Below are 13,148 nucleotides of genomic sequence, written 5' to 3'. Positions count from 1 at the left end.
ATAAGGTTCAATCATGTCTGCTGATATTCAACAATTTTCAGGTACCGATCAGTACATCGCGACTGACAGTTTAAAACTTGCGGTGAAAGCTGCACGCAGTTTGCAAAAACCGTTGCTGGTCAAAGGGGAGCCGGGTACAGGTAAGACTTTACTGGCCGAGCAAGTCGCACAAAGTCTGGGTTTAAAATTGATCACCTGGCACATCAAGTCTACTACCAAAGCACAGCAAGGTCTGTATGAATATGATGCAGTATCGCGCTTGCGCGATAGCCAGTTGGGTGATGACCGTGTCTATGACATCAAGAACTACATCAAGCCGGGCAAATTGTGGGAAGCATTTACCAGTGAAGAACGCTGTGTTCTGCTGATTGATGAAATTGACAAGGCAGACATCGAGTTTCCAAATGACTTGCTGCATGAACTCGATAAAATGTCGTTCTATGTGTACGAGACAGGCGAGACCATTACCGCAACTCAGCGCCCAATCGTGATCATTACCTCAAATAATGAAAAAGAATTGCCAGATGCTTTCCTGCGTCGTTGCTTCTTCCATTACATCGAATTCCCAGATGAAGCCACCATGCGTGAAATCATTGATGTGCATTTTGCCAATATTTCGACCACACTGGTGAATGAAGCCTTACAGGTTTTCTTTAAATTGCGCCAGATTCCGGGTTTAAAAAAACCACCTTCAACGTCTGAACTGATCGACTGGCTCAGTCTACTCATGGCTGACGACATGCCGGAAGATATTCTGCGCAATACTGATAAATCTAAAGCAATTCCACCTTTGTACGGTGCATTAATCAAGAATGAGCAAGATGTGCAGTTGCTCGAACGTCTAGCATTTATGTCACGTCGTTAAGGGAGAAACACGCATGTTTGTGCGACTGTTTTATACCTTACGCAAATACGGTGTACCGGTATCGACCCGCGAACTGATTGATCTCAATCAGGCAGTTGCCGCAGGACTGGTCTTTGCCGATCAGGACGAGTTCTATCAGCTTGCCAAAACTATAATGGTCAAGGACGAGCGCTATTTCGACAAGTTCGATCGCGCCATGAAAGACTATTTTGATGGTATCGCGACCTTTGATCTGGATGAGCTGCTAAATCAGGTGCATAAGCTGCCCAAAGACTGGTTTGATCTCGAATTACTCGAGAAGCATCTGACCCCGGAGCAGCGCGAAGAGCTGAAAAAGGCCGGTTCCCTGGAAGAACTGATGAAAATGCTGGAAGAGCGCCTGCGCGAACAGCATAAAAAACATCAGGGTGGTAACAAGATGATTGGTACCGGTGGGACTTCACCCTTTGGTGCTTATGGCGATCATCCTGAAGGTGTGCGTATTGGCGGGCCGGGGCGTAAGCGTTCTGCGGTGAAAGTCTGGGAGCAGCGTCAATACCGCAATCTGGACGATGAGCAGATTTTGGGTAGCCGCCAGATGCAGATGGCATTGCGCCGTTTGCGTAAGTTTGCCCGTCAGGGTGCAGCCGAAGAACTGGATATTGATGGTACGATTCGTGAAACGGCTAAGCAGGGTATTCTGGATGTACAATTGGTACCGGAGCGCCGTAACCGTATTAAAGTACTAATGCTGTTTGATATTGGCGGATCGATGGATGCACATATCGCTCAGTGTGAAAAACTGTTTAGCGCCGCCAAAACCGAATTTAAGACTCTGGAATATTTCTATTTCCATAACTGTCTGTACGACTATGTCTGGAAAGATAATGTCCGTCGTTCCAGCTCGCGCATGAATACTTGGGATCTGTTCAATACCTATGGACGGGATTACCGGGTGATTGTAGTGGGTGATGCCAGCATGGCACCCTATGAGTTGAACTCCGTCGGTGGTTCGGTCGAATACATGAATGATGAAGCAGGACAGGTCTGGTTACAGCGTCTGCGTCAGCATTTTGATAAAACCGCCTGGCTCAATCCTGAAGAAGAAAAATACTGGCATTACACGCATACTATTGGTCTGATTAAGCAAATCTTTGAAGATCATATGTTTCCAATGACCTTAAAAGGCATTGAGGATATGACCAAATATCTGGCGCGTTGATTCCATTTATCTATAAGTGACTTTATCTATAGTTATTAGTGCTTTAAAACGAATTATTCTAGTATAAAGTCACTTGTTATACCTTATTCCAATATTCAGGAATTATTATGGCTCATCAAATTAATGGTATTGCGTTACCGAATGAAGAGGGTTTTTTTGGTCAGTATGGCGGTCAGTTTATTCCACCCGATCTGAAACAGGCCATGGATGATATTAATATGGCCTATCAGGAAATTCGTCAGACTGAAGAGTTTCAGAATGAATTGAAAGATCTGTTTGCCCATTATGTCGGTCGCCCAAGTCCTTTATTTCATGCCAAACGTCTTTCTGAACAGCTTGGCGGGGCGCAGATTTATCTGAAACGTGAAGATCTGAACCATACCGGGGCGCACAAGATCAATCATTGTCTGGGTGAAGCTTTACTTGCGAAATATATGGGCAAGACCAAAGTCATTGCAGAAACCGGTGCCGGCCAGCATGGTGTTGCTTTGGCAACTGCATGTGCCTTGGTGGGTATCCCATGTGAAATTCATATGGGGCAAGTAGATATTGAAAAAGAGCATCCAAACGTCGTCAAGATGAAAATTCTGGGTGCCAAGCTGATTTCTGTGACGCGTGGTACAGCCACACTCAAAGATGCAGTCGACAGTGCTTTTGAAGAATATTTGAAAGATCCGAAAAATTACATCTATGCTATCGGTTCGGTGGTTGGACCGCACCCATTCCCGATGATGGTTCGTGACTTCCAGTCGATTATTGGCGATGAAATTAAAGTTCAGGCCAATGAACGTTTTGGTGCAAATCCTGATTATGTTGTTGCCTTTGTTGGTGGTGGTTCTAATGCAGTAGGCGCATTCACTGCATTTTTAAATGAACCCGATGTGAAACTGGTTGGCGTTGAGCCGGCAGGTCATGGTTTAGATACCGATATGCATTCAGCTACTTTGACCTTAGGTAAACCGAGCCAGTTACATGGTATGGCCTGTTATGTGCTAGAAGATGAACAGGGCGAGCCATTGCCAGTGCATTCAATTGCTTCTGGTCTGGATTATCCGGGTGTGGGGCCGCAGCATAGCTTGCTGAAAGATTTGGGTCGGGTAGAGTACACCACTGCCACCGATCAGGAATGTCTGGATGCATTCATGACCTTGTCACGTGTAGAAGGCATTGTACCTGCACTAGAAAGTTCGCATGCGGTGGCTTGGGCCATTCGTGAAGCGGGTAAATTGCCAAAAGATATCAAGATTGTAGTGAACCTATCGGGTCGTGGTGATAAAGACTCAGATTATGTTGCAGAAAAATTAGGTCTCAACTGATTTTAGTCAAAATGTTCATATAAAAAATCCCGGTACATGTGCCGGGATTTTTTATGCATCAGATATAAAACTTTATTTTGTATCATTTAAGTGATCTTCAAATGCCTTAGAGAAAGCTAGATGATGTTTTAACCTGAGATATATTGCTGTAACTGTTCAATCAATTTGCGTTGGTCATCCATGGCGGCCTTGACCAAATCCCCAATTGAAATCAGACCGATCAGTTTTTCATGTTCGACCACAGGTAAGTGGCGTAGGTGGCGTTCAGTCATCAAAGATAAACAGTCTTCTACGCTAGTAGCTGTATTTACGGTAATCACTTTAGAGGTCATGATTTCATTAACAGTGGTGTCGAATGAGGTTCTTTGCATCAGGGCGATCTTACGCGTGTAATCCCGCTCTGACAAAATCCCCACCACGTTGTCTTCATGGGTTACCACAAGCGCCCCGATTCCTTTATCTGCCATCAAAGTGATGGCCTCTAAAACGGTAGAATCTGGACGGATGGTATAAATAGCTTGATGTGTTTTTTCACTGAGCACCTGTGCCACATTGGTCATGCTTAATCATCCTTATTGGTCAATTTATTATTAATCCTAGAGTATGTATTCAACCTGAACATCTCTAAGTGTTTAGGTTTTAGTCTTTATAAATAGCATGTTATTTAAGCAATGTGCAGTCTTTGTTGCGAAAAAAACAGATGACGCATCTGTGCAGCAGTCAGTTTGAGTTTGGTTCCATTGGTGTTGAACAGGGCTGGCGTAACATTCAGTCGAGACAGGGTCGGCAATAATGCATTTTCAAAATCTTCAGAATTGATTTTACGCGGAATGTAATCCGGCCAATGTTGCTGGGCATAATTTTTAGCATCCAGCGGATTGAGCCAGAATGGAAAGATACAATCTTCCTGGTCACGCATCATCGCCCAGCCTTGGTGATATGCGCCCCATAGCTCGCCACAATTCATCAAAGATTTAAGCATCGTGATCTTTAACAGAAAGTTTTTGCAGATCGGATCAAATTGAATAATTTTTCGTGGTTTCATTAGAATAAAGTGCTATTGGAGTTCAGGCTCTATTCTAGGAACTTTATATGAAATTACTGTTTCAGCTTTGCAAGGATTCGTAAGAAAATATGTATTGATTGCTATTTATTGAAAAAAGGGCTGAAAAAAACGCCACCTAGGTGACGTTTCTTTATGCTTGCATGGTGGCCATGTTTTGCCAGTACTGGGCTTTGAGTGAATCTCGTTCTACACGGAAACCTTGATAATAAAGTTCTGCTAAAAAAAGCGCTGCTTTACCATGGCCAGCACGAGCGGCTTCTTCAAGCTGTTTTACCGCATCAGCAAAGTTCATTTGCGATTGAATGGTATTCACGGCATCTGCGTACAGATGTTCCAGATCGTGTTGAGAGAGTTGATGTATCATATAAAAACTCCTTAATTTTAATTATGATTACAGGATAGACTATTTAGTCTAAATACAAATATAAATTAGTATTGTTAAACTAATATTACAAAATAATGGAAAAGTCAACTATTCGATTTTATTCGTTTACTTCAGTTATAGTTTAACTGATTAAACTATACACAACTATAAATATTATTAAGCTACATTGTAAATGGATAGCAAACAATAAGGAGAAGGCCATGATGACAAGAACTTTAGATGGTGTGAAATTTGATATGCCTCCGACTGCAGGTCAAATTATGGAACTTGCCGATTTGCATCGTAAAAAACTCGATCAAGCTATATTCAGTAAACATACCCATCTAGGCGATTATGGGCTGGCACAACGTAAAGAAGTATATGATTTTACTCGTGCGCTGGATGAAAACCAGCGTGAGCAGTTTTATAAACTCTATAATGGTGAGCTGGTCCGAATTGCAGATGAGGATCGCTTACATCCGCCTGAAGCAGAAGCCGGCTTAAGTAAATTTGCAATTGCACTGGTATTGCTTGTTGTTGCATTGGTACTGTATTCAACAATTATTACCAGAATCATGAATTAGTCCTCGAAATAGCAGGATTCAGCTCTTATGAATATTCAGTGCGCTGACTTGAACTTATGTAACTGCGACCATACACTACCTCTAACCTGAGGTAGTGTATGTCTATAGATACAGAAAAACTAAGCCAATTTTTCAGCAGAATCAAACTGGAACAGATTTATAACAGTGTGGTTATTTTTATTATTGCGGTCATTCTACTTTTAGCCGCATTTGCTTTATATCGTCCGCTTAGCCTTTCCCAAGTCACCCAGATTCAACAACTGTCTAAACAGCAAAACCTTCCCCAAACCCAAGATATGGCACTCGCCTTGTTAGAGCAGCAGCATATCCGTCGTGGGCAGTACCTTAAATTGATGCAGGCTTATCAGCAGGAATCGCTTCGGGCACGTCAGCTTCCGCCGGTCTCTGTGGAGATGCCTTAGGCATAGGATTTGTTGGTAGGTAATAATTGGCATCCATTAAATTCTGTTCCAAACGCATTTTCAAAGCATTTTGATCCAGTTCTTTATTGACAACGACCAGGGTTAAGCGATCAGGATGAAAATGCTTGCGCACTGCATTTTGTACATCTGCCGCTGTGATTTTAGCCAAGCGTTCTGGATAACTGGATAAATAATCAGTTTGCTCACTATAAAAACCCATATTGCCTAGCTGGGCATTAATGGTGGCATTACTGCTGTAATTATTAGGAAAAGCACGTAACATGCCTGCTTTGGTTTCTTCCAGACGCTGAGTATCAATAGGTTGACTGACAAAGTTGATAAATGCTTGATGTGCGACCTGAATGCTATCTAGCAGTTGATCCTGACGCGTGGAATACTTAAAGCTGAATACGCCCGGTGCCTGACTAAAGCTCAACGAACTATAAGCGCCATAAGTAAAACCACGTTTCACCCGCAGTTCCTGCATCAATACCGCATTAAATCCGCTACCGCCAAACATGCGATTGGCGACCTCTAAAGCCAGTTTATCTTCAGTAAAGCGAGTTGGGCCTAAATGCCCAAAGGTGACATGCGCCTGAGACGAGTTATAGGGTAGATGTACCACTTCAAAACCAGATTGAGTTTCAGGTTGTGGCAATCGCACTGCTTTTTGCCCTTGGGGTAAATTACCGGCAATGCGTTCAGACAGTTCCAGTGCCTGTTTCGGGCTGAGTTTTCCAGTAATGGAAATATTCATATTTTGCGCCACCAAAAACTGATCACGAAATTTTTTCAATAATTCTGCGTTAATTTTCTTGGTACTGCCTTGGGTACCAGTGATTGGTTCTGCATAAGGGTGTTGACCATATAGGGCACGATAAAAACGGATATCCATGAGTCGGCTTGGATTTTCCTGCAGCTGTTTTTGTCCCACTTGGGTATTGCTTAAAGCCAGATTAATGCTGGATGGTTTAAATGATGCATTCTTGAGAACCTCCATCAGCATGCCCAATGCGGGTTCCAGTTTTTCCGGGTCTGAAAGCGTACGCAGACGAACCACAAACATATCCCGATAGGCTTGTACGCTGAATTGTGCTCCGGTTTGGTCAAAAACTTCCGCCACCTGATTGGCGCTATATTTGTCGGTTCCTTCACGCATCAACTTGGCTGCCATATTGGATAGACCATATAGGCCTTTGGCAATTTCCTGATCACGGGCCGAACCGGCATTAAAGGTCAGCTGGATATCTACCATGGGAAGATCTTGCGTTTCAACAAACAGCGTGCGTACTTTGTAGCGATTGTTTAGATCATGAATATAAGGCGCCTGAAAATCCCGTTGCTGATTAATATTTTTTAAGCTTTGCAGCAAAGGGATAGACTGTAACTGACTCGGATTATCATTTTGGTTAGGCTGGGGATCCAGATAGTTTTTTGCATGGGTAGCCGAGCTAAGACTTAAAATTGAAATAAGCAAAAATGAACGAAGTTGAAGCATTATAATCCCCGTTGCTGGGTGTTTTGTTCAGGAGAGAGATAAAGCGTGCTGAGATTTTCACGTACAAAATAGGCGTTTGCGACACGCTGGATATCCTGAACGCTGACACTTTCAAAGTGTTTCGGTAATTCATCCATCAGGCGATAACTCAAGCCATTGACTTCCAGATTGCCAATCATTTTGGCTTGTCCGGCAATATCATCCTGGCTATAGATCAAATTGGAAATAAAGCGGGTACTGATACGATCCACTTCCTGTTGGGTCATCGCTGTAGTTTTAAGTAAATCCACTTCATCCTGAATTGCTTGTTGTGCTTCTTGCAAAGAGATGCCCGGCGCAGGTAAGGTAGAAATACCAAACAGGCTGTCGCCGCGATTATAGGGATCATAAGAAACGCTGACAGAGGTCAGAATTTTACGATCACGTACCAATCGGTCTTGCAGGCGCGAAGAAATGCCACTGTCCAAAAGACTGCGAATAATGGTCAAGGCATAAGCATCTTGGGGGTTTTTGGCAGTGCCAAGGGATTTTACATTCCAGGTCATGTACAGATTGGGCACCTGAACATTGCTATTGATCTCCATATGGCGATAACCCAAACGCTCAAACTCCAGTACATCATTGCGTGCTGGGGTTGGACGCGCGGGAATGTCAGCAAAATATTTTTGTACCTGAGCCAAAGCAGCTTCAGATTCTACGTTCCCCACAATCACCAGAATGGCATTATTCGGACTGTACCAGTCCCGATACCATTTTTTGACATCATTCAACTGAATATTATTCAGAGTTTTCATGTGTCCAATCACCGGCTGGCGATAATGACTGGTCGGATAACTGATCCATTTAAACCGTTCAAAGGCTTGCGCCCGCGGATTGTCGTCGGTGCGTTGGCGCCGTTCTTCCATCACCACTTTAATTTCTGGCTCGAAGTCCTGCTGTCGAAGCAGTAAATTACTCATCCGATCAGACTCAAGTTCCAAGGCCATAGGAAAATAGGCCTTAGGATAGAGCTGATAATAATTGGTGTAATTGGTAAAGGTAGCCGCATTGATGCTGCCGCCATAAATCCGGCTCAGGCGAGTAAATTCATCATTTGGAACTTTATGGGTGCCTTTGAACATCATATGTTCAAGTGCATGTGAAACTCCCAGAATATTTCCAGATTCATCGCTGCTGCCAACTTTGTACCAGATTTGTGTCATTACCATGGGCGCACGATGGTCTTCCCGAATAATGACTTTTAAACCATTACTTAACGTGGTTTCAAAAGTAGTCCGTGACAATTCGCTTCGGGTTTGTGCCTGAGCCGAGCTAAAACTCAGACTGAGTAAGACTGCTGCGCCGAGTGGATAAAGCGTCTGTTTGATCATTTGCGAGAAAGAGGAGATAGTCAAAAAGGTGATGAACACTAGATCTCCTGAAATAGGCATTTGTATTTAGAGTTATTTTTAATAAATGTGTGCTTGAAAGCAACCGAGAGCTGTAGCTTTTTGGTATGTTTGTCCAGCATTTGCATTGCTAGCTGCAAAGCAGGCAAGTTATGGTAGAATCTGGGTTTTTAACGCAATGCTTTTCAAGGATTCGGCATGCAACAGCAATCTAATGGGCAAAACAAATTTTTGATTGATGCTGATATCGGAGATGATGATGTCACATTACCGAGCTTACCTGCGGTCAATGTGCCTATCGTAGAAACGCCAAGCGAAACAGCTGTAGTTTCTGCACCTGTCGAAACAGAAACTGAAAATGAAGATTCTGCTGCGAAAGCTGGCTTCTTTAGCCGTATGAAAGTGGGTTTAACCAAAACCCGTAAAAACCTTGCCGATGGGATGGTGAATATCCTGATCGGCGGTAAAGAAATTGATGATGAATTATTAGAAGAAGTCGAAGAGCAGCTTCTGGTAGCAGATATTGGTGTGGAAGCCACCAAGACCATTATTGCTAACCTGACTGAACGTACGGCACGTGGTGATTTGATCTATTCGCATTCACTCTATAAAGCGCTTCAGGAAGAACTGGTGGCTTTATTGGCACCACGGGTAAAACCGCTGCATATTGATCCGAATAAATCGCCTTATGTGATTTTGGTAGTTGGTGTGAATGGTGTCGGTAAAACGACTACCATTGGCAAGTTGGCAAAGCGCCTGCAAGGTGAAGGCAAGACCGTCATGTTGGCAGCAGGCGATACTTTCCGTGCGGCTGCAACTGAACAGCTCCAGATCTGGGGTGAGCGTAATAATATTGCGGTTGTTGCTCAGGGTCATGGTGCTGACTCAGCTTCAGTGATTTTCGATGCTTTTGAAAGTGCGCGTGCCAAAGGTGTGGATGTATTGATTGCAGACACAGCGGGTCGTTTGCATAACAAAGGTCATTTGATGCAGGAATTGACCAAAGTAAAACGTGTGATGCAGAAAATTGATGCCACTGCGCCACATGAAGTGATGTTGGTGGTCGATGCCGGTACTGGTCAGAATGCCATTAATCAGGTCGAGATGTTTGATGAGGCAGTAGGCTTGACGGGCTTAACTATTACCAAACTTGATGGTACTGCCAAAGGTGGGGTACTGTTTAATATCGCCAGTCGTACTCATGTGCCGATTCGCTTTATTGGTGTGGGTGAAAAAATTGATGACTTGCGTCCATTCTCTGCCAAATCTTTTGTTGCTGCATTATTTGAAACTGAAAAATAAATAATGCGCAATGCTTCACACAAACTCCGCCAAGTGCGGAGTTTGTTGTTTTTGCCTGGTTTGAGTGTTGTAAAAATCAACAGCAAAACCACCACTAAATCTGCTCATCTCAACAAAGGCCTTATAATTGTAGGGGATTCTCTAAGCTGATTTGGCTTGTTTTTTGTGGGGTAGAAAATGGCATTGCTAAATAAGATTGGTCAGGTATTAACAAGCGATATAACCAAGGATTTTAAATTTTCAAGAAAAAATAAACTGAATGATGATTTAGAATTGACTTTTGTCGATCAATTGAAAAAGCGCCGTAGTATCGATCAACTCGGTAAGCGGGTACATTCTAGTCAGGCTTATCTTAGCGAAATCATTCAGGAAGCAGTGCGGAGTTGTCCTTCGGCTTATGATTCTCAAACTACGCGCATTGTGGTGTTATTCGCAGATTCTCATCATCAATTCTGGGAAATTGTGAAACAGGTACAGCGTCAGCATATGCCGGCATATATTTACGAAGGGATGGAAATCAAGTTGAATCAATGTGCTGCTGCCTATGGCACGGTTTTGTTTTATAAAGATCAAGCCGTGATTCAACAATTGCAAAAGAAAATGCCATTAAATAGTGAGGATTTTCCAGCGTGGTCGGAACAAACTTCCGGTATGGCGCAATTTGCTGTGTGGATGACGCTGGCAGATTCTGGCTTAGGGGCATCCTTACAGCACTACAATCCACTGATTGATGAAAGGGTCGCTGAGCATTTTGAAATTGAAAAGAACTGGTTGTTGCGAGCCCAACTTTGCTTTGGATCAATTGAACAAACAGTAGAAGAAAAATTACAAAAGCCGGATCAGCACCGTTTCAAAGTATTTAATTAAAAGTTTATAGAGAACTTTATATGTGACAGCATGGAAGCTGCAGATAAAATCAGATACAAATACGCTACCCAGATCTAAATCTGATTGTTCTATAAATAAAACACATTGTTATCGAAATGCACCTGTCTTGGGTGCTTAAAGCACGTAGTATGACTTTATCGATTTTTTAATAATCAAAATATATAGAGGTGAATTCATGGCATTTTTAGATCAAATCAAACAACGCCGTAGCATTTATTCAATTGGAAAAAGTGTAGAGCTGGATCAAGCAGAAATTGAGAAAATCATTAAAGATGCGGTGAAGCACAGTCCGTCATCTTTTAACTCGCAAACCTCGCGTGTGGTGATTTTATTTGGTCAATCACATGATACTTTCTGGCATATTGTACGTGAAACTTTACGTGATCTGGTTTCAGCAGATGCATTTGAATCAACCAATAGCAAGATCAATGCTTTTGCTGCAGGTTATGGTACCGCACTGTTTTATGAAGACCAGAACGTGGTGAAGTCGATGCAGGAGCAGTTTGCACTCTATGCCGATAACTTCCCGGTCTGGTCTGAGCATTCTTCCGCTATTGCACAGTTTGCAACCTGGACCGCTTTGGCAGAAAAAAATATCGGTGCTTCATTGCAGCACTACAATCCAATTATTGATGAAGAAGTCGCACAAACTTTCGAGATTCCATCTCACTGGAAGCTTAGCGCTCAACTGGTATTTGGGTCAATTGAAGCACCTGCAGGTGAAAAAACCTTTATGGATGATGCAGAGCGCTTTAAGACTTTTGCATAAATGATTTTAGATTATAAAAAAAGAAGCACTTTGATGCTTCTTTTTTTATGTCTTAGAGTTGGATTTGGATTTGGATATGATATCTCTAGCAAATAAATGCTAAAAACACAGGCTGTATCGCTCTAGCTTATGTCATAAGATTGTCATTTAAGCGCGGCATAGTGCAGCTAATTTTTAATAAACAACCAAAAATGAGTAAAGGATATGGGTTTACGTATTGCGGCAACTGCAGCAGTGTTTCTGTTTAGCACATCAGTTTTTTCGGCAGTGACCGTAACAGTACCTGAAGAAATAAAAATTGTTGCTGTAAATGATCAGGAAGTGAATTCAGGTCTATTACGTTCTAATCAGACTTATAGCTTGGATGCAGGTGTAAATACGATCAGCGTACGCTATAACGAATTTTTCCAGCATTCAGATAATTCACATGACATTTTAAAGTCAGGTGTGGTTACGGTAAAAACACCAAGCCTCAAAGATGGAGAAACTTATCGTTTAGCACTCATTCAGGCGCCTAAAGATTTTGATGCAGCGCAAAAATATAAAGATCAGCCCATTATTGGTCTATATGATGCAAAAAATCAGCTCTTAGTCCAGCAGGCGGGCGCTAAAGATGGAGCGAAACCATGGTTTGGAAATCGTGTGCTGACTAAAAAAGTGGATATGACAACTCAAGCTGCGACACCAGTTAATCAACCTGCAGCTGTATATATTCAGTCAGCAGACCAGAATGATCAGCAGCTGATTCAATTATGGCAGAAGGCTTCTAAAGCTGAGCGTCAAAAATTTATGACTTGGCTCGCTGAGCAGGAAAATTAAAATATTTTGATGAAGAATCAAAAAGATCACCATTAAGGTGATCTTTTTTTATGAGACTAGGGCTGAAAAATTAATATTTGCTTAAACTTTTCATTCGGAATTAGGGTGTGTTGACACTTTTAGTTTAAAAAAATAGCGAAGTAGTAAAATCAAATCGCCAAACCCAATTTTACTATTCGCTATGCCTCGTACCATGCTGACAGATCAACACTGGCAAAAGTTGAAAGTTATTCTGCGTAATTTATCCATTCACCACAACTCAAATTTACGCAATTTTATTGAAGCTATTCTCTATAGAATTAGAACAGGCTGTCCGTGGCGAGATATTCCTTGTTGTTTTGGTCATTCAAACTCTATTTTCAAACGTTTTAATCGTTGGTCAAGCAACGGTAAGTTACTTAGATTATTCAAATTACTAGCCTCATGCCCCGATATGGAGTGGATTTTTATTGATGGCTCTCATGTACGTGCTCATCAACATTCTGCCGGTATAGCGAATCAATCTATTTCTAAAAGTGTAGGAGGAAACTCCTCAAAAATACATTTGATTGTTGATGCACATGGCAATCCTATTGATTTCATGATTACCGATGGAACCACACATGATGTTAAAGTTGCACCTGATTTAATATCAACATTAGATTTAAAAGAGACAAAAGTGGTATG

14 protein-coding genes and 1 pseudogene are annotated in these 13,148 nt (G+C 42.2%); 10 read left to right on the top strand and 5 right to left on the bottom strand.

The genetic code is table 11. The annotated features are described in order from the left end of the window. Positions 1-13: 13 nt before the first annotated feature. The 3 genes from F893_RS10850 to trpB all read left to right on the top strand — a co-directional run bounded on the left by F893_RS10850 (position 14) and on the right by trpB (position 3,382). Positions 14-865, top strand: coding sequence for an AAA family ATPase (locus tag F893_RS10850; RefSeq protein WP_005252041.1), 852 nt, complete (start codon positions 14-16; stop codon positions 863-865). 13 nt (positions 866-878) lie between these two features. Further along, positions 879-2,066 (top strand): vWA domain-containing protein, encoded by a 1,188-nt coding sequence (locus tag F893_RS10845; protein WP_005252040.1) that lies wholly within the window; start codon positions 879-881, stop codon positions 2,064-2,066. Positions 2,067-2,173: 107 nt separating this feature from the next. Next, positions 2,174-3,382: a tryptophan synthase subunit beta gene (gene trpB, locus F893_RS10840; RefSeq protein ID WP_005252039.1), complete on the top strand. Its 1,209-nt coding sequence runs from the start codon at positions 2,174-2,176 to the stop codon at positions 3,380-3,382. 128 nt (positions 3,383-3,510) lie between these two features. On the opposite strand, the gene F893_RS10835 is transcribed toward trpB, so the two are convergent. The 3 genes from F893_RS10835 to F893_RS10825 form a co-directional block, all read right to left on the bottom strand. Further along, the gene (locus tag F893_RS10835; protein ID WP_005252037.1) at positions 3,511-3,942 is read right to left on the bottom strand and encodes a CBS domain-containing protein; all 432 of its coding nucleotides are present in this window, start codon (positions 3,940-3,942) and stop codon (positions 3,511-3,513) included. 104 nt (positions 3,943-4,046) lie between these two features. Further along, positions 4,047-4,427, bottom strand: coding sequence for a DUF2750 domain-containing protein (locus tag F893_RS10830; RefSeq protein ID WP_004645256.1), 381 nt, complete (start codon positions 4,425-4,427; stop codon positions 4,047-4,049). 151 nt (positions 4,428-4,578) lie between these two features. Then, positions 4,579-4,812 carry an SEL1-like repeat protein gene (locus F893_RS10825; RefSeq protein WP_005252035.1) on the bottom strand — a complete coding sequence of 78 codons (234 nt, stop codon included), beginning with the start codon at positions 4,810-4,812 and terminating at the stop codon, positions 4,579-4,581. Between the two features lie 224 nt (positions 4,813-5,036). Here F893_RS10825 and F893_RS10820 point away from each other — a divergent pair, with 224 nt between their 5' ends. Together F893_RS10820 and F893_RS17510 are read left to right on the top strand one after the other, a co-directional pair. Continuing rightward, positions 5,037-5,396 (top strand): hypothetical protein, encoded by a 360-nt coding sequence (locus F893_RS10820; RefSeq protein WP_034436454.1) that lies wholly within the window; start codon positions 5,037-5,039, stop codon positions 5,394-5,396. Between the two features lie 98 nt (positions 5,397-5,494). Further along, entirely contained in the window at positions 5,495-5,818 is a 324-nt protein-coding gene (locus tag F893_RS17510; RefSeq protein WP_004731236.1) for a hypothetical protein, read from the top strand. Here F893_RS17510 and F893_RS10815 read toward each other — a convergent pair. Together F893_RS10815 and F893_RS10810 are read right to left on the bottom strand one after the other, a co-directional pair. Continuing rightward, positions 5,742-7,316 (bottom strand): M16 family metallopeptidase, encoded by a 1,575-nt coding sequence (locus F893_RS10815; protein ID WP_005252032.1) that lies wholly within the window; start codon positions 7,314-7,316, stop codon positions 5,742-5,744. The two genes, F893_RS17510 and F893_RS10815, sit on opposite strands and share 77 nt — an antisense overlap. Continuing rightward, complete coding sequence (locus F893_RS10810) at positions 7,316-8,725, bottom strand: M16 family metallopeptidase (protein ID WP_005252030.1); 1,410 nt, start codon at positions 8,723-8,725, stop codon at positions 7,316-7,318. The genes F893_RS10815 and F893_RS10810 overlap by 1 nt, the downstream gene beginning before the upstream one ends. Positions 8,726-8,902: 177 nt before the next feature. Here F893_RS10810 and ftsY point away from each other — a divergent pair, with 177 nt between their 5' ends. The 5 genes and pseudogenes from ftsY to F893_RS10785 all read left to right on the top strand — a co-directional run. Beyond that, the gene (gene ftsY / locus F893_RS10805) at positions 8,903-10,006 is read left to right on the top strand and encodes a signal recognition particle-docking protein FtsY (protein WP_005252028.1); all 1,104 of its coding nucleotides are present in this window, start codon (positions 8,903-8,905) and stop codon (positions 10,004-10,006) included. Positions 10,007-10,183: 177 nt separating this feature from the next. Then, entirely contained in the window at positions 10,184-10,873 is a 690-nt protein-coding gene (locus F893_RS10800) for a nitroreductase family protein (protein WP_005252027.1), read from the top strand. A gap of 196 nt (positions 10,874-11,069) precedes the next feature. Beyond that, complete coding sequence (locus F893_RS10795) at positions 11,070-11,663, top strand: nitroreductase family protein (RefSeq protein WP_005252025.1); 594 nt, start codon at positions 11,070-11,072, stop codon at positions 11,661-11,663. A gap of 204 nt (positions 11,664-11,867) precedes the next feature. Beyond that, positions 11,868-12,482 (top strand): DUF2057 family protein, encoded by a 615-nt coding sequence (locus F893_RS10790; RefSeq protein ID WP_005252023.1) that lies wholly within the window; start codon positions 11,868-11,870, stop codon positions 12,480-12,482. Positions 12,483-12,663: 181 nt separating this feature from the next. Further along, a pseudogene (locus F893_RS10785) lies at positions 12,664-13,148 on the top strand (IS5-like element ISAba31 family transposase); the annotation flags it as partial.

The organism is Acinetobacter sp. CIP 102136 (assembly GCF_000369685.1).
Lineage (GTDB): Bacteria > Pseudomonadota > Gammaproteobacteria > Pseudomonadales > Moraxellaceae > Acinetobacter > Acinetobacter fasciculus.
Note: the sequence above shows the minus strand (reverse complement) of the source record. Positions and strands in the feature narration are given on the sequence as shown.